Source organism: Niabella aurantiaca DSM 17617, from assembly GCF_000374125.1.
GTDB lineage: Bacteria > Bacteroidota > Bacteroidia > Chitinophagales > Chitinophagaceae > Niabella > Niabella aurantiaca.
This window is the reverse complement of sequence record NZ_KB893625.1, coordinates 348490-366910: the sequence shown is the minus strand read 5'-3', so window position 1 is coordinate 366910 and position 18421 is coordinate 348490. Positions and strand designations below refer to the sequence as shown.

Sequence of the window (18421 nt, the reverse complement as noted above, 5' to 3'; positions counted from 1 at the left end):
GACCCCTGTGCTCACCGGGCTCTCCTGGATACAAACCGGCAACAATATGGGGTCCGGCGCACAGATCGACCTGCTGATCGACCGGGCGGACCGCTGTATCAATATCTGTGAGATCAAATTTTCCCGGACTGAATTTTCTATCAGCAAACAATATGCTGTGGAACTAGCCAACAAATCAAACGTTTTCAGGGAACGCACCAACACTCGCAAAGCCGTATTCATAACCCTGATCACAACCTATGGGGTAAAGCAGAATGCCTGTTACACCAACCAGGAGGAGAACAATCTGACCATGGAGTGCCTGTTCATGTAGTACGTGTTGATTCAAACGCGTTCATCTCAATACTGTAATGCTATGGAAAATGAAGCGCTCTGTATCCGAATAGCATGGATGTAAAAATGAGCGGGATCTATCATCACAGCCCTGCGGCGATGGGTAATGATCATTTACAGTGAGAATGCCTTTAACAAAAGAAAGAGGAAATACAGGAGCGGATGCATGCAACAAACCGGCAACCAATGTACTTCCATGATGCTTCTAAACAGAACGCCCTTACTTTTCCGTTTCATGCAGCTTGGCGCTGATGTCTTTTTTCTTCACAAACATTCGCCAGGCCTGTATCAGCGCCGTTACTATAAAAACACCGCCGATGATGTAATTCATCAGCGATTGGTTGTTCTGGATCTTACCGGCGATCAGCCGTCCGCCAAATATAAAGATGCAATTACCCAAAAGCGTTCCCAGGCCGATCCCCACAATATAAAAATTATAATATGAGGTCCGGGGCTTCAGCACGCCCTTGGTAAACAATACCGTGCTCCATCCAAACCAGAATGGGATCTGTACCGGGTTTACGGCGCTCATTGTCAGACCCAGCAAATAAGAAGGCAGGTTGTTATTCAGGATCACATTCTTTCCCTGTGAAGGATGCATGGCGGCATACAAACTGGAAACCGCAAGCGCTACAATAATGAGCAAGGTAAGCCATTCCAGCAGGCGAAAGATCTTCTCCTGCTTGCGCACCCAGTCCATCGCTACCAGGGAAAGACGTACATAAACCATTTCCGCCGTCAGCGAGCCAAGGGAAAACAACAGTGCATTTTTAACGGACTCGCTGATGGCGATCTGCATTGCTGCTATATTGAGCGTGCCCAATGGAAGTGATCCCAGAAAGCTGACCAGCATCCCGGTGAAAAAGATCTTTATCAGCCTGCCTGCCTGTTGTTCACTCACGGTTTATCATTTAGTTTCTTCCTGTAAGCATTGGCACAAACGAAAAATTGTCAAACAGCTCTTCCCTTGTGGTACCGTCCGCCTGTTTATGGATCCGCCGCATTTGCTGTACATTACCGGCTCCCAGGGGTATCACCATCATGCCTCCCGGCTTCAGCTGCTCCAGCAATTTTTCCGGGATCTCCGGGGCTGCCGCTGTAATGATCACCCGGTCAAAAGGCCCATAGGTAGGCAATCCCTGGTAACCGTCCCCATAAAAAAATTTTATAAACGGGAACTGCTTCAAATAGGTAAATTTCTTATTTTCTTCAAACAATTTTTTCTGGCGCTCTATCGTAAACACCTTAACGCCCATCTTTGCCAGCACTACCGCCTGGTAAGCGCTGCCCGTACCAATCTCCAGCACTTTTTGTCCGGGCACGGTTTCCAGCAATTGCGACTGGTAGGCTACCGTATAGGGTTGTGAAATCGTTTGCCCCTCCCCGATCGGAAAAGCGCGGTCTTCATAGGCCACATCGTCAAAGGCTGAATCCAGAAAGAAATGGCGGGGAATGGCGTTCATGGCTTCCAGCACCGTTTCATCTGTAATTCCTTTTTCCTTTATTACCTCTATCAGTTTTTTTCTTAATCCCTTATGCCTGTATGTGTCTTCTAACGTCCTCCTCATGAGAGTGCAAATGTAAAAAAGCGCTGGCTATTTGTCGCATATATTGGCCAAATATTATCCCCAGTCGGGACGCCGCCGCCCAACCGGATGTTGCGTCCGGTACCGGCTTTCCGTTATCTCCGTTAAATTGGCCATTGTTTATGTAATTTTACACAATGTGCATCTATCAATAAACTTTTTATATGAAGATCCCAGGCAACCGCGGCTTTTTATTACTGATCATCCTGTTTGTATGTATGAAACCCAATGCTCAAACCCTTAAAAACTATGAAGCGGAATGGAACACCGCCGAAGATCACATCAATAAAGGATTGCCCGCATCCGCACTCGCAACGGTAAAACAAATATATACCCGGGCCAAAGCGGATCACCAGGAAGCACAACGGGTAAAAGCCCTGATCTATATGAACCGGCTCCAGGATCAGAACCGGGAAAACAATGAGCTTACCGGCATTGCCGAACTGGAAAAAGAAATTGCAGGGAGCAACGGTGTGGAAACAGCATTGCTCAACAGCTACCTGGCAAGCGTTTACCAGAATTATTTTAACCGCAACCGCTTCCGGCTATACAACCGCACCAATACCACCGCTTTTGAAAAAGCAGATCCCGCCACCTGGACCATTGACGACTTTACGAGAAAGATCAGCAGTCTTTACCTGGAGTCATTAAAAAACAAAAAACAATTACAACAAACAAAACCGGAAAAATATGATGCACTGATCTCAAAAGGCAATACCCGTTACCTGCGCCCCACCCTGTATGACCTCCTGGCCTTCCGGGCGCTCGACTATTTTAAAAGCGCAGAGCGCACCATAACCCAACCGGCCTATAAATTTGAGATCGACCAGGAAAAAGCATTTGCTCCCGCTGAAGCTTTTGCAACAGCAGCCTTTCCGTCAAAGGACTCCCTATCCTTGACGCATAAGGCATTACTGCTTTATCAGGAACTGATCCGTTTTCATTTGCACGACCGGAACCCGGATGCCCTGATCGATGCCGATATCAGCCGGGCGCAATTTGTGCATCAAAATGCCGTGCATCCGGATAAGGAAGCACTGTATAACACGGCCCTGGAGCAGATTGCTCAGCAACACCCGGCAAATTCCACCGCTACACAGGCCCGCTTCCTGATAGCGCAATGGCATTCCCAGCAGGCCCAATTGCCTGCCAACAGCAAAGACCCCCAAAACCAGGACCTGGCAAAAGCCGTAACCCTTCTTCAAAAAATTACGACCACTAAAGAAAAAAGCGAAGGCAGTGTGAACGCCGCCAATCTGCTGGAGCAAATAAAACAGCCGGCACTAAGCTTCCGGTTGGAAAAGGTCAACGTTCCGGATGCCCCGTTCCGGATACTGATTGCTTATACCAATGCACCCGCGGTCCATCTCCGCGTGATCAAAGCCACGCCAGCACTGAAAACAGCCATCAAAGACCGCAATGGCCGGGAGGCATACTGGAGCCGTCTCATAGCTGCACCCGCGGTAAAAGAATGGGAACAGCAGTTGCCGGCATCAGACGACCACCGTGCACATACCACCGAGATCAAGGCGGATGGGTTGCCGGCCGGCGAGTATTATGTGCTTTCGTCATTAAACAAAGACTTTACCCGGGAAAAGAACATCCTTGCTTTTCAGCTGACCTATGTTTCAACTATCAGCTATGTAAATAACAAGAATGATTTCTTCGTACTAAACCGCAACAGCGGCCAGCCAATCCGTGCGGCGGCCGTCACCATCTGGAAAAAAGAGTACGATTATAAGACCAGCTCTTACAAAAATACCCGGGCAGGCAATGCCATCACCGATCAAAACGGACATTTCACATATACCGCCGGCAATACGGGAAGCAAAACCCGGGGAGGCGGCAACTATCTGTTGGACATTACCAGCAACCAGGAGCGCTTCTTTATGGACGAAACCAATTATGGATACTATTATTATAATGATTACGAACCTGCCGATCAGAAGAAACAGACATCGGTATTCCTGTTTACAGACCGGAGCCTCTACCGGCCCGGACAAACCGTCTATTTTAAAGGCATTGCCATAAGTTATGATCCTGCTGAAAAAAGGTCATCCATTATTTCCGGCTTTAAAACAACTGTAACCCTTTCTGATGCCAACGGACAGAAGGTTGCAGATATGGAGGTCAGCACCAATGCATTTGGCTCTTTTAACGGCACTTTCAAACTACCGGAGGGCGGCCTGAACGGCGATTTTAGCATTGCCACTCCCAACGGCAGCACGCATATTAAAATGGAAGAATACAAACGGCCAAAGTTCTTTGTAGATTTTGAAAAGCCAACCGGCACTTATAAGCTGGGTGAAACCATTCGTTTTACCGGAACAGCCAGGGCCTATGCCGGTAACCCCATAGACGGTGCTGCCGTAAAATACCGGGTGGTACGCCGGGCCCGCTTCCCCTATCCCTGGATCCTCGCGCGTCACTGGTGGCCGGTGCGCCAGGAACAAATGGAAATAACACAGGAAGAAACCACTACAGGGCCGGATGGCACCTTCAAAATCAGCTTTACTGCCATCCCCGACAAAAGTATCGATCCGAAAACAGAGCCGGTATTTGACTACCATATTTATGCAGACATTACGGATATAAACGGGGAAGTAAGGAGCGGTCAGGAATCGATCTCCGTCGGTTATAAATCATTACTGATAAAAGCCCGTATCCCCGACCGGTTAACAGCACCACAATTAAAGACGCTGTGGATCCGGACAGAAAATATGGCCGGCAGCTGGGAAAAAGCCAATGTACAAGTGTCTTTTACGAAACTCGTTCCGGAACAGCGTTTATTACGGCCCCGCTTTTGGGAAAAACCCGATCAGTTTGTAATGACGAAGGAAGCATATATCCGGTATTTCCCCAACGATATTTATAAGGATGAAGACCAGCCGGCCAGCTGGAAAAAAGAAAAAGAAGGGATGCTCCAGTCGGGGATTACCGATTCTACAGGAATATTTGTATGGACAGAACCTGCCCCGGCCCCTGGTTTTTATGTTGTGGAAATTACAGCAAAAGACAAAGAAGGCAATCTTATAAAAGACATTCATTATACGGAAATATACGAACAACCACAAAAGACACCGGCCCGCCCTCAATACCTGTGGAGCATTGCTCCCAAAGCAATAGAGCCGGGCGAAAAAACAACCATCGGCATCGGTAGCTCCGCACCAGACGTATTCCTGGTACAGGCAACAAATAAGGGGCAGACGAGCTACACTTATACCCGTCTCAACCAGGAAATAAGGTCCTTCCCTTTTGGCGCTTCAGAAGCAGACCGCGGAGGATACGACGTCCACTATATGTTTGTAAAAAACAACCGGATCTTTAGCAGTAACAACAGGATCTATGTTCCCTGGAGCAACAAGGCACTTCGCATCACCTATGAAACCTTCCGCAACAAAACCCTACCAGGCGCCGAAGAAAAGTGGAGCGTAAAAGTGAGCGGTCTCAAAGGAGAAAAAGTAGCAGCCGAAATGCTTGCCAGCATGTACGATGCATCGCTTGACCAGTTTTACGGGCATCAGTGGCAGCTGCCTGCTGTTTGGCAGACCGGTTACCGGTACAGCAGCTGGAACACGGGTGTTAATTTCATGGCCGTGCAGGCGCTTACCAAGGGCACCATTTACTACAAATACCAGCACTTTGACAAACAATATGACCAGCTGTTCAAACCGGGTTTTTGGGGCGCTGATGCGGATAGGCGGACCGACCCCGTTGCAGACGCCCCGGCCATGGAGGAAGTCGTAGTGGTCGGTTATGGCATACAAAAGAAAAGCGCCCTTGCAGGATCCGTCAGCCAGATGGTGGCACCAGCGCCCCAGGCAGCGATGGACGCCGGTAATGGAATTACGGAAGCGAAGGAACCCGATTTATTCACTCCTCCTGATAGTAGGGTACCGGAAACACAGATCCGTAAGAATCTGAACGAGACCGCCTTTTTCTTCCCTGATCTGAAAACTGATGCCAAGGGGAATATCCGGTTTTCCTTCACGATGCCGGAAGCCCTGACCCGCTGGAAGTTTCAGGCACTCGCGCATACCAAGGACCTGGCCCTGGGTTATTCTTCAAAAGAGATCGTTACTCAAAAAGAGCTGATGGTGCAACCTAACATGCCACGGTTCCTGCGGGAAGGAGATAAGATGGAGCTCAGCAGTAAAGTGGTGAACGGCTCTTCAAAGGAAGTCACCGGCATTGCCACCCTACAATTAGTTGATGCTGCCACCAATGAACCGGTAGACGGCTGGTTCAAAAATGCCATTCCACAGCAATATTTCACCATTGCTGCCGGACAAAGCCAGTCCGTTAGCTTTCCTGTTGAAGTGCCCTACCAGTTCAGCAAGCCGGTTACCTGGCGCATCGTGGCAAAAATTACCGGCAATAACGGAACAGCCGCTCTTAGCGACGGTGAAGAAAATATGCTTCCCGTGCTCACCAACCGTATGCTGGTCACCGAAACATTGCCGCTTCAGCTACGCGGCTTCGGCTCCAAAAAGTTCAGTTTCGATAAGCTGCTCAAAAGCGGCAGCAATGAAACCCTCACTACGCAGGCGCTCACGGTAGAATACACTTCCAACCCTGCGTGGTTTGCAGTGCAGGCATTGCCGTATATGATGGAGTACCCTTACGAATGTGCAGAGCAGACCTGGAACCGCTACTATGCCAACTCCCTTGCCACGCTGATCGCCAACAGCTCCCCGAAGATCAAACAGGTTTTTGACTCTTGGAAAACGCTGGACACTACGGCACTATGGAGCAATCTGCAGAAAAACCAGGAACTGAAAGCGGTATTGCTCGAAGAAACGCCCTGGGTATTACAAGCCAAAAATGAAACACAACAAAAAAAGAACCTTGCCCTGCTGTTTGACCTGTTACGGATGAGCAGCGAACTGAACAAAGCCTACGACAAGCTCAGCCAGCTGCAAAGTCCGAATGGCGGTTTCGTGTGGTTTAAAGGGGGCCGGGACGATCAATACATGACCCAATATATCGTAACCGGGATCGGTCATCTGAGAAAATTAAACGCCGTTGAAAAAACACAGGCGCAAAAGCTGGACAACGTGGTAAACAGGGCGCTTCCTTACCTCGACAGAAAGATAAAGGAAGCATACGACGTGCTCATCCGGAACAAAACAAAGCTGAACGAGTATATACCCTCCTATTACGTGATCCAGTATTTATACATGCGAAGCTTTTTCAACAACATCAAAATAGCGCCGGAAGCAGAAAAGGCTGTGGCTTATTTCAGCGGTCGGGTGGCTAAAACCTGGACAAAAACCAATAAGTACATGCAGGGCATGACCGCCCTGGCGCTGCACCGCAAAGGAGACGCTATTACTCCAAAAGCTATTTTAAAGTCGCTGCAGGAAACGGCTATCAATAATGAAGAACGGGGCATGTATTATAAGGATGCCGCACGCAGCTGGTGGTGGTATGAAGCACCTATTGAACGCCAGGCGTTGATCATCGAGGCTTTTGACGAAATTGCGAAAGATAAAAGAACAGCAGACGACCTCCGGACCTGGCTGTTGAAAAATAAGCAAACCAACAACTGGGAAAGCACTAAAGCCACCGCAGAAGCTTGTTATGCCCTGTTATTGGAGGGAACCCAATGGTTATCCGTAACCCCGGAAGTAACCATCGACCTGGGAGGGCAAAAAGTGGAATCCGCACTGAAAAAAACAGCAGCCGGAACGGGTTATTTTAAGAAAGTCATCCCCGGAGAAAAAGTGCGGCCTTCAATGGGCTCCGTTACCGTTTCTGTAACACCCCCGTCAGGTATTCCCGCACAAGGCAGCACCCTGCCTACCTGGGGCAGCCTGTACTGGCAGTACTTCGAAGACCTGGATAAGATCACTTTCGCAGAGACGCCCTTAAAGCTCAGCAAAAAATTATTTATTGAAACCAACAGCGACCGGGGACCGGTATTAACACCCATAGCCGAGGGTGGCACCATAAAAGTAGGCGATAAAATAAAAGTGCGTGTAGAACTTCGGACAGACCGCGATATGGAATACGTGCATATGAAGGATATGCGTGCCAGCAGCTTTGAGCCGGTAAATGTACTCAGTTCCTATAAATGGCAGGATGGACTGGGTTATTATGAAACCACCAAAGACGCCAGCACCAACTTCTTCTTTGGTTATTTACCCAGGGGCACTTATGTTTTTGAATACAACCTGTTTGCAACGGTTGCCGGCAACTTCAGTAATGGAATCACCAGCATCCAGTGTATGTACGCACCGGAGTTTACTGCACATAGCGAGGGAGTAAGAGTTACCGTTACAAAATAAAGAACCGTCAAAGGCATCAGGCGAAACAGACACTATGCTGAATTTAAAAAAACTGCATCATATTGCTATTATCTGCAGCGACTACGGACGCTCAAAAAAGTTCTATACAGAAATATTAGGATTTACGATCGTGCAGGAGGTTTATCGCAGCGAACGGAACTCTTACAAGCTGGATCTTGCCTTAAATGATCAGTACCTCGTAGAACTGTTTTCTTTCCCGGCCCCTCCCCTACGCGTAACAGGGCCCGAGGCCGCCGGCTTGCGGCATTTGGCGTTTGAGGTAGCAGATGTAGAAGCAGCCGTTCGCCAACTACAGGCAAAGGATGTTGCAGTGGAACCGGTTCGGGTAGATGAATATACGGGCAAAAAGTTCACGTTCTTTCCGGACCCGGATGGATTGCCGGTTGAGCTGTATGAGCAGTAGCTTCATATTATTAAAAGGTCAATAACCCAGTCATGCTAATGCAAAAACTATATTTATTATTGGCACTCCTCGTCATTACCAATACGGTAGGTGCTCAAACCATCAGGGTAAATTCCGGCCCCGAACTGCTCCATTCTTTCAACCACGATCTGCCTTTTTGGGGCATTGGTGTTTCTGCGCAGGGCGAAGTATGGGTAAAAGAACGACTGGGCCTGGGCTTGAACACCGGCTTTCTGAAATGCATCAGCGCCAGACCGCTGGTTCCTACCGGCAATATAACATATACGGCCATCCCGGTGCTGGCCGTCATCAAATACCCGTTACCGGTTATCAAAAACCTATATGGCCAGGATGCCATGGGCTATACTTTTGCCACCGACGTGCATGATCGCAACAACGGAGAAAAAATACCGGGAGGCTTTACTTATTATTTTTCTCTTGGATATACGTTTGCAAAGCATTTTGATATGGCAGTAAAGGTTGGCCGCTCCCGGTTTGATAAAAAGGACCGCCCTGCCAATGTAAACGAACATAATCTGGGATTAAGGTTGGCTTATATTTTTTAGAACGGTTCCTAAATCCGGTCCGGGGTACAAAAGCCCGGGTCTTTCATTTACATACCTATTCTCTTGCAAATTTATTATACGCCACTTTCAGTTTTGCGTCGTAGCGGTTTTTCCGGTAATCCGGCCCATTGTATTTCCGCGCGAAATCGGCCCAGCGGTGTTCCCGGAGTTCATCATCCAGCGATACGTTTCTGATATAATTTACAAATGCCATCAGATGTTCCCGTTCGGAGCGGTACATGGCATTCACAAACTCCTGCAAGGTATTGAATCCCGCCAATGCATAATTGAATCCCATGATCTGGAATTTGCCCCATGAAGCCGACATCAATGCGGCCTCGCGGTTCAGCGTCACGGCCTCCTGCAGGCGTTTATGCTGACTGGCCACTGTGCCATATCCCCCGGGTGTGGGGTTGGATACATTCGGGTGCGATTCATCAAAAAGCCTGCCCGTCCGTTTCGAAAAAACATGTCGCTCAAATAATATTTTGGGTTCACCGCTTTGCAGGAACCCGCTTCCTGCGGATTCTACCTCGGCAACCGCTTTAACAGCCGCCACTTCTGCACCCAGCGCACGGGCGGCATCTTTATAATCTTTATCGGTTAAAACTGGTTTTGTCATGGTATGTTTATTGGGCATCAATAATGCTGCAATAAATATACCTCAATATCAGCCGCGTTCCTATCGATAAATATGGCGATATTACAGCGCTACCTGATTAACCGTTAAATTTGCGCTCATAATTCATCTTACTGTAAAAATGGCCGTTCCTAAACAGATAGCTGCTGTGATGATGGCCGTTGCCTTGCTGGCAGGCTGCGCTACCACGCAGCGCACCGATCTTTACTTTGGGCGGAATATACCCGGCGGCGGCCAGGTGACAGAGCAGCAATGGAAAGCATTCAGCGATAGCATCCTTACCCCTGCATTTTCCGGAGGCTATACCGAAACCGACGCACAGGGGAAATGGCTGGATCCCGGGATCGGGAAAACGATAACGGAAGACACAAAAGTGGTCACGGTCATTGGTAAACGCAGCGCAAAACGAAACAAACAGCTTAACCGCGTTACAGAAGCTTATATAAACCGTTTTAACCAGCAGGCTGTGTTACGGGTTGATGGAAAAGTCAGACAGTGGTTCATTATGAAAAAGGCTATAAATTAACCGGCTCCCCACTCCCGTTTCTAAAAGCCCCCTTCGTGGTAAGATCAACGACTACCGGTCAGCTATAAAACACTTCGATATGCGGTTTATGCGCTAAAGCGCCTATCGTCACCGGCGGCTGATGGTAGCTCTTACCGGGATGATCCAGCTGGCGTTTTTCTCCTCCAAAATCAAGTTCGTAACCGATATTCTCAACAGTTGTTAATGAAATGGTGTCGTCTTCATGATCCGATTCTGCAACAAACAGCATTATGGGCTTATCTGCAATCCTGCGCGTGATCCTCGCATCGGTATCCCTCGCAATGGTCCAACCGGTCGCGTTAAAATGCCGGTCATCGCCCGGGGGACAATTTAAATAATGAACAAAACGGCAATAAGTTTCAAAATCAATATCGTAAGGAAATCTTATCGCAAAAGCCCGTTCCTCCATTTTTGTTAACACCGGAACGAATGAATAGTTTGGGTTACGATACAAATCAAAAAAATCCCGGACGAATTTTATCAGGTCACCTTCGTCAATATCTTCCACAACGATCAACTTATCGTTTAAATTTTCTCCACCCGGCAATACACCATCCGATCGGCCTTCCAGGCCCGTGTCTGCCTGTTTGCGTTTGTCTTTCAACTCCAGCCGGTCAAAAATCAACAGTAATGTTACCATTAAGATGATGGCCAGGATCAGGTAGGGATGTTTCATATAAACAATGTTGTTTTTGGTAAAATTACTATTATCTGATACAGATGAAAAACCAACAGAAAAGCACAACGCATAAGCTTTTATTATCATATAGTCATTTTTTTACATAACTTTATCACGTTAATGAATCATGAAAATGCCCATTCACTGAACGGCGGCTAACCGTTCATCTAAAAAAACCTATATGAAACCCCAAAAACCCTACCTGCAATTTGTACAGACAGTAAAGAGGCAAATATTGCAAAGCCGTTATCAGGCCGCAAAGCTGGTCAATCGTGAACTGCTTTTGTTATACTACACCATCGGCCATAGTTTGCAGGAAAAAATGACCACGGCCTTCTGGGGCCATAAAGTATTACAACAAATTGCTGCAGACCTGCAAAAAGAGCTGCCGGGGCTTCGTGGCTTCTCCTACAGGAGCCTGAAAAACATGCGCCAATTTTACGAATGCTATCAAGCCTCCGCAATTAGGCAGTCGTTAACTGCCCAATTGCCCGGCCCTCCTAAAAAGAGACAACACGCTTCTTTCCCCGGAAAGTTAATTGGGCAGTCGTCAACTGCCCAATTAACGCCTTCATTCATCAACAGCATTTTTACAGCGCTTAGCTTTACGCATCACATCCTGCTTATAAACAAATGCAAAGACCTGAACGAACGCATATACTATATGCAGCTGGCGGTAACCAATCACTGGACGGTAACCCTGCTACAGCACCACATCGAAAGCCGCTTATATTATCAGAAAGGGAAACTGCCCAATAATTTCCGGAAAGCGCTGCCCAAAACAATCGCAACCCATGCGCTGAACGCTTTTAAAGACGAATATTTATTGGATTTTATCAATATCAGTCCGGCGGACGATGAACGGGTTCTTGAGGGCAAGATCATCAACAATATAAGACAGTTCATCCTGTCACTGGGGACAGGGTTCTCATTTATGGGCACACAGTACCGGTTGATGGTAGATGACGAAGAGTTTTTCACCGATCTGCTTTTCTTTAACCGGGTATTACAATGCCTGGTAGCTATTGAATTAAAAAGGGGCCGGTTCAAACCCGAATATGCGGGCAAGCTCAATTTTTATTTAAACCTGCTGGATGACCAGGTAAAGCTCCCGCACGAGCAAAACAGTATCGGCATTATTCTCTGCAAAGAAAAAAATAACAAAGTGGTGGAGTATGCCTTTAAGACCATACACAAGGCAATGGGTGTTGCCACATACAAAACCAGCAAACAGTTGCCCGCGCGGTTAAAAAAAGTATTACCCAATGCAGACGCTCTGAAAAAACTGATCTGATAAATATATCTTTAAACCGATCCTGACATACAGTTGTCACTACCCCGCTTTAGCTTCGGGCCTCCAAATAAAACAGGCCGCGTTTTTACACGATTATTTTACAGAAAATAAACAAAGTATTTATTTGGTTTATTAGTTTTTTGACTTACTTTTGAAATCCGGATAAAAAAACAGGTTACCTTTTTCAAGGAATTGTATTAATCAGGCACATGCGCTTTGTCAACAATTACAATACTTTAAGAAAGCAGCTATCAACGGTGCAGCACTAACAAACGTTTGGGCCGCGAACATTTCAAAAAAAATTTGGAAGTAGCTTCAAAACACCGTTAACTTTGCTAACACTGTTAGGTAAATTTATTTTTTATGAGTGTAGCAGAGCGCAAATTGAGAGAAAAAGAAATGATCCGGAAGAAGATCATCGATGCAGCCTTGCAGCTGGTAAAGAATGAAGGCTGGGAATCGTTGTCCATTCGAAAGATCGCAGATGCCATCGAATACAGCGCACCCGTGATCTACGATCATTTCGCCAACAAGGAGGCCATTCTTTTTGAGATTTCGCAGGACGGTTTTAAACTGCTGCTGTCAAATATTCACAAAGCCATCTCAAAAAAAGCGTCGCCACGGGAAGAGCTGAAAGCACTGGTAGATACCTACTGGAAGTTTGCGCTCAGGAACCGGAGCTATTTCAAACTCATGTTTGGGGTGGGCATGCCCTGCTGCGGAGAGGGAAAAATGAAAACAGAATTTGGAGCCTTACAGGATATAATTTATGAAATCATAAAAAAAATAATCATTGAAAAGAAAACCAATATTGAATCCGCGTGTTATAAAACGCACGCATTCTGGTCGGCAATACATGGTTTTACTTCAATCATGATCGCAAGGAGCGCTGATGTGCCGCAAACAATGAACGTATCGGTGCTCGATCAAATGGTAGTGAACATTATAGAAAATCTTTAAGCCAAAAAAGACAACAATTCAAATAGCAATTATTTTTTAGTGTATTCCGTTTTAGGATGACAACGGGCAATGGTTTGTCTTCCCGTAATACGCAGGAATTGCACTATAAACAGGATCACTGGCCCCGGCAATACCCTGGGCGCCTTTCTCCGGTATGTACCCCGGCAGGATTTATATTTCTTTGACTCAAAAAACAACTCTACAGATGAAAGCAAACAACCATACCATCCACACAAGTATTATTGTACCCGCGCTTATTGCGCTTTCTATATCGCTGCAAAGCTGCACAAACGGCTCAGCAAACCCCGGGCCGCAAAACCAGGCGCCAGCCCTGCCTGTAATGGGCACACCCGTATCTCCCGTAACCGTTTACCAGGAATTTTCAGCTTCGCTGGAAGGAAAGGTAAATGTAGAAGTACGGCCACAGGTAGACGGCTACCTGGAGAAGATCTACGTAGACGAAGGCGCTTACGTAACCGCAGGGCAACCGTTATTTAAGATCAACGCGCAGTTGTACAACGAAGCGCTGAACAACGCAAGCGCCAACATACTGGCGGCACAGGCCAATGTACAAAAAGCACAGGTTGACCTGGACCGGCTGAAACCACTGGTAGATAACGCCGTAATCTCCGACGTGCAGCTGAAGACCGCTAAAGCCAACTACAATGCCGCCACCGCCGCACTGGCACAGGCCAAAGCAATGGCAGGCAACGCGCGGATCAATGTAGGTTATACATTGATCAAAGCGCCGGTGAGCGGTTATATCGGAAGCATCCCGTTCAAAACCGGTAGCCTGGTAGGCCGCGGGGAAACACAGCCGCTTACCGTGCTCAGCGAGGTGAACACGATGTACGCCTACTTCTCTATGAGTGAGCCCGACTTCATTGCCTTTAAAAATAAATACCCGGGCGAAACCATCGAGCAGAAACTGAAGAACGTTCCTTCTGTTGAATTGCTGCTGGCCGATAATACCATTTATCCGCAGCAAGGAAAGATAGAGCTGGTTCAGGGGCAGTTTGATAAAACCATCGGCGCCATCAACTTCCGCGCAGCCTTCCCCAACCCCAATAAAATATTAAGAAGCGGTAACACAGGTAAGATCCGCCTGCCACAGCTCTTTAATGAAGTATTGGTGGTACCACAGGAAGCCACGTTCGAGATCCAGGATAAAGTATTTGTATTTACAGTAGACAGCAGCAACAAGGTAACCAGCAAACCCATTGCCGTTTCCGGTAAAACCTCCTACTACTACTTTGTAAACAAAGGACTTTCCGCAGGCGAAAAGATCGTACTCTCCGGCACCGGTAATTTAAAAGACGGTGTACAGATACAACCCCAGGTGGTTTCGGCCGACAGCGTGTTAAAGGCGAATCCGATCTAACGGAATAGATTTTCCCGCAGATGCTGCAGATGCCCGCAAAGCATCCGTTGTTATCAGCGTTTTTCTGCGTGCTCTGCGGGAAACTTTACACTACATATTTTTTGCGGAACAGCACTCCGCTGTAAAAGCAGCCCCGAAAAAGCAGCAGCCCCTGCCGCTCCGGGATTCTTTTACCCCATTATTTACGCACAGCATACTTACAACTCCATATCATGCTAAAGAAATTTATACAACGACCCGTATTATCTACGGTTATTTCCATTATCCTGCTCTTGCTGGGTATTCTCTCGCTCTTTGCCCTCCCTGTTACCCTGTTCCCGGACATTGCTCCGCCCAGCGTGCAGGTTACCGCCACCTATCCTGGTGCCAACGGTGAGGTAGTGGCGCGCTCTGTGGCCACCCCGCTGGAAGAAGCCATTAACGGCGTGGAGAACATGACCTATATGACCTCCAACTCCAGCAACGACGGTACCATGACCCTTACCGTATTTTTCAAACAGGGCACCGACCCCGATATTGCTTCGGTAAACGTACAGAACCGCGTATCCAAAGCCGTGAACCAGATCCCACAGGAAGTAGTGCAGTCGGGCATTTCCACCCAAAAGGTGCAGAACAGCTTTATCATGTTTACCGGGCTTTACAGTGAAGACAGTGCCCAGTATGATGAACTGTTCCTCGAAAACTATCTTAAGATCAACGTGATCCCGCAGATACAGCGGATCCCCGGTGTGGCCCAGGCCCAGGTATTTGGTGCCAAGGACTACTCCATGCGTATCTGGCTGAAACCGGACCGCCTGGCAGCGAACAACCTCTCGCCCCAGGATGTATTAAGTGCCATCCGGGACCAGAGCCTGGAAGCCGCTCCCGGACGGCTGGGTCAGAACAGTGATGAGGTATTTGAATATGTATTAAAGTACAAGGGCAAACTGAACCAGCACGAGGATTATGAAAACATCGTGGTAAAAGCAAACGCCAATGGCTCCGTATTAAAGCTCAAAGACCTGGCCCGTGTGGAGTTTGGTGCCTTTACCTACAATGCCAATAACCGCCTGAACGGGAAGCCCGTTTCCGGTTTTGCGATCTTGCAAACCGCCGGATCCAATGCCAACGAGATCCTTACAGAAGTAGAAAAGCAGCTGGGAGAACTGTATACCACTATGCCCAAAGGCATCAAACCCGTTACCATGTACAACTCCAAGGAGTTCCTGGATGCCTCCATCCACCAGGTACGGGAAACATTGATCATAGCCTTTATACTGGTGTTTATCGTGGTATTCATCTTCCTGCAGGACTTCCGGTCCACGCTCATACCGGCCATTGCCGTGCCGGTGGCCATTGTGGGCACCTTCTTCTTCCTGCAGCTATTTGGGTTTACCATTAATCTGTTAACGCTCTTTGCGCTGGTACTGGCCATTGGTATTGTGGTGGATGACGCCATCGTGGTCGTAGAAGCCGTACACGCAAAAATGGAGCATAAGGACATGCCGGTGCGCAAGGCCACGGTGCAATCGATGAACGAGATCTCCGGTGCCATCATCTCCATCACCCTGGTAATGGCGGCGGTATTTGTACCCGTTGGCTTTATGCAGGGCCCGGCAGGTGTGTTCTACCGGCAGTTTGCCTTCACACTCGCCATCGCTATCCTCATCTCCGCGGTAAACGCGTTAACACTGAGTCCGGCGCTTTGTGCACTGTTCCTCAAAAACCCGCATACGCCGGGCGAAAAAGGACATCCGCACGAAAAGAAAGGCTTTATGGCCCGCTTCTTCATGGCCTTTAATGCCGGCTTCCGTACATTAACCAACCGGTATATCGGTAGTTTAAAGTTCCTCATCCGCCGGAAATGGGTCGCCATCGGTGCGCTGATACTTATCGCGGGAGTAAGTTACTGGCTGATCAAAAGAACGCCCTCCGGTTTTATTCCTACGGAAGACCAGGGCTTCGTACTGTACGCGGTAAACACACCTCCGGGAAGCTCTTTGCACCGTACACACAAAGCAACAGAAGCCATCGACCAGATCATTAAAAAAGAAGAATCGGTAAACAATCTTTGGGTAGCTGATGGATTGAACTTCATCAGTAATGCCAGTGCCTCTCCCTATGCCGCAGGTTTTATCCGGCTGAAGGATGTAGACAAACGCGGCAAGCTGACAAATCCCGATGAGATCGCTGCGGCACTTACCGGCAAGGTAACCTCCGTAAAAGATGCCAATACCTTCTTCTTTAACTTCCCAACGGTACAGGGTTTTGGTAACGTAAGTGGTTTTGAATTTATGTTGCAGGACCGTACCAATGGTCCGCTGGAAAAGCTGGGCAATACCGCGGGAGCCTTTATCGGTGCACTGATGCAGCGTAAAGAGATCGCATATGCCTTTACCACCTTTGCCGCCGGCAACCCGCAGTATACCATTGAAACGGACTTTATAAAAGCCAAACAATTAGGTGTATCCGTAAGCGAGCTGATGCAGACCATGCAGATCTATTTTGGTAGCAGCTTTGTATCCGACTTCAACCGCTTTGGTAAATACTACCGGGTAATGGCGCAGGCAGATATCCCCTATCGTAAAGACCAGTCTTCGCTGGACGGTATCTTTGTAAAGAACAACCAGGGGGAAATGGTACCGGTTAAAACACTGATAAAACTGAAACGGGTATTTGGTCCGGAAACCGTAACCCGTAACAACCTCTTTAATGCGGTTACTATTAACGGGGTGCCCAAACCGGGCTTTAGTACGGGGGATGCTATCCGCGCTATTGAGGAAACGGCAAAGACAGCCCTGCCGAGAGGCTACTCGTACGAGTGGACGGGCATTACCCGTGAGGAACGGAGCGCCGGTAGTCAGCAGATCTACATCTTCCTGCTCAGCATCATCTTTGTATACTTCCTGCTGGCGGCCCAGTACGAAAGTTATGTGCTGCCCCTGGCAGTGATCCTTACCGTACCGGCAGGTATCCTGGGGGTATTTATGTTCATCGGCTTTGCCGGACTGGAAAATAATATTTATGTACAGATCGGGTTGATCATGCTCATCGGGCTATTGGCCAAGAACGCCATCCTTATTGTGGAGTACGCGGTGCAGCGGCGAAGAAAAGGGATGAGCCTGGTGGCATCGGCACTGGAAGCCTCCAGGCTGCGCCTGCGCCCGATATTGATGACCTCCTTTGCCTTTATCGTGGGTATGTTGCCGCTGGTATTTGCAAAAGGAGCCTCCGCCATCGGTAACCACTCCATTGGATATAGTACCGTAGGGGGCATGCTTACGGGTGTGTTGCTGGGTATATTCATTATTCCGGTGCTGTACATCATCTTCCAGTATTTGCAGGAAAAGATCGTATCAAAAAGAGCAGATGATGATGAGGATTGGGAACTGGGATAGCAGTTCGTGGCTCGTCAGGCTCGCTATGACAAAGAGCAATGTCACCCTGAACTTGGCGAAGGGCCTCTTAATCCGAAGAGATGCTTCGGCTACGTTACACTTCGCTCAGCATGACGTGAGTGTGATTTTATTCCGTCACCCTGAGCGTAACGAAGTGGAGCCGAAGGGTCTCACAAATAACAGGCTATCAAATAAAACAGAGATGTTTCGGCTACGCTTCGCTCCGCTCAACATGACGACAGTGTAATTATCCTCCGTCACCCTGAGCGCAACGAAGTGGAGCCGAAGGGTCTCTCAGATATCGATCGGTCTAATAACACAGGGATACATCGACTCCGCTCAGC

The 18421-nt window shown here is 48.1% G+C and carries 13 protein-coding genes; 9 read left to right on the top strand and 4 right to left on the bottom strand.

The genetic code is table 11. The annotated features are described in order from the left end of the window. The first annotated feature begins 7 nt into the window (after positions 1 to 7). The gene (locus B160_RS0101560) at positions 8 to 313 is read left to right on the top strand and encodes an ATPase (protein WP_211218030.1); all 306 of its coding nucleotides are present in this window, start codon (positions 8 to 10) and stop codon (positions 311 to 313) included. A gap of 240 nt (positions 314 to 553) precedes the next feature. Here B160_RS0101560 and B160_RS0101555 read toward each other — a convergent pair whose 3' ends face one another. Together B160_RS0101555 and B160_RS0101550 are read right to left on the bottom strand one after the other, a co-directional pair. Continuing rightward, positions 554 to 1234 (bottom strand): LysE family translocator, encoded by a 681-nt coding sequence (locus B160_RS0101555; RefSeq protein ID WP_018626085.1) that lies wholly within the window; start codon positions 1232 to 1234, stop codon positions 554 to 556. 10 nt (positions 1235 to 1244) lie between these two features. After that, on the bottom strand, positions 1245 to 1901 hold the full coding sequence (locus tag B160_RS0101550) for a protein-L-isoaspartate(D-aspartate) O-methyltransferase (RefSeq protein ID WP_018626084.1): 657 nt from the start codon (positions 1899 to 1901) through the stop codon (positions 1245 to 1247). Between the two features lie 182 nt (positions 1902 to 2083). Between B160_RS0101550 and B160_RS0101545 the strand changes: the two genes are divergently transcribed. From B160_RS0101545 to B160_RS0101535, 3 genes are read left to right on the top strand one after another with little or no spacing between them, the layout of a single operon-like run. Continuing rightward, positions 2084 to 8209, top strand: a complete 6126-nt coding sequence (locus B160_RS0101545) for an alpha-2-macroglobulin family protein (RefSeq protein ID WP_018626083.1) — start codon at positions 2084 to 2086, stop codon at positions 8207 to 8209. A gap of 34 nt (positions 8210 to 8243) precedes the next feature. Further along, entirely contained in the window at positions 8244 to 8633 is a 390-nt protein-coding gene (gene gloA2, locus B160_RS0101540; RefSeq protein WP_018626082.1) for an SMU1112c/YaeR family gloxylase I-like metalloprotein, read from the top strand. Positions 8634 to 8671: 38 nt separating this feature from the next. Then, complete coding sequence (locus tag B160_RS0101535) at positions 8672 to 9199, top strand: porin family protein (protein ID WP_018626081.1); 528 nt, start codon at positions 8672 to 8674, stop codon at positions 9197 to 9199. 55 nt (positions 9200 to 9254) lie between these two features. Here B160_RS0101535 and B160_RS0101530 read toward each other — a convergent pair whose 3' ends face one another. After that, positions 9255 to 9821 carry an N-acetylmuramidase family protein gene (locus B160_RS0101530; protein ID WP_018626080.1) on the bottom strand — a complete coding sequence of 189 codons (567 nt, stop codon included), beginning with the start codon at positions 9819 to 9821 and terminating at the stop codon, positions 9255 to 9257. 139 nt (positions 9822 to 9960) lie between these two features. Between B160_RS0101530 and B160_RS0101525 the strand changes: the two genes are divergently transcribed. Then, positions 9961 to 10365, top strand: coding sequence for a DUF3574 domain-containing protein (locus B160_RS0101525; RefSeq protein ID WP_018626079.1), 405 nt, complete (start codon positions 9961 to 9963; stop codon positions 10363 to 10365). Positions 10366 to 10423: 58 nt separating this feature from the next. Here the strand turns inward: B160_RS0101525 and B160_RS0101520 are convergent, their stop codons facing one another. Further along, positions 10424 to 11062, bottom strand: coding sequence for a hypothetical protein (locus B160_RS0101520; RefSeq protein WP_026309443.1), 639 nt, complete (start codon positions 11060 to 11062; stop codon positions 10424 to 10426). Positions 11063 to 11246: 184 nt separating this feature from the next. On the opposite strand from B160_RS0101520, the gene B160_RS0101515 reads away from it, so the two are divergent. From B160_RS0101515 to B160_RS0101495, 4 genes are all read left to right on the top strand, one after another. Next, positions 11247 to 12359 (top strand): PDDEXK nuclease domain-containing protein, encoded by a 1113-nt coding sequence (locus B160_RS0101515; protein ID WP_018626077.1) that lies wholly within the window; start codon positions 11247 to 11249, stop codon positions 12357 to 12359. A 363-nt stretch (positions 12360 to 12722) separates the two neighbouring features. Beyond that, positions 12723 to 13319, top strand: a complete 597-nt coding sequence (locus B160_RS0101510) for a TetR/AcrR family transcriptional regulator (protein ID WP_018626075.1) — start codon at positions 12723 to 12725, stop codon at positions 13317 to 13319. Positions 13320 to 13524: 205 nt separating this feature from the next. Beyond that, a complete protein-coding gene (locus B160_RS0101505; RefSeq protein WP_018626073.1) occupies positions 13525 to 14700 on the top strand; it encodes an efflux RND transporter periplasmic adaptor subunit in 1176 nt (391 codons plus the stop codon). Between the two features lie 212 nt (positions 14701 to 14912). After that, positions 14913 to 18077: an efflux RND transporter permease subunit gene (locus tag B160_RS0101495; RefSeq protein WP_018626071.1), complete on the top strand. Its 3165-nt coding sequence runs from the start codon at positions 14913 to 14915 to the stop codon at positions 18075 to 18077. Positions 18078 to 18421 lie beyond the last annotated feature (344 nt).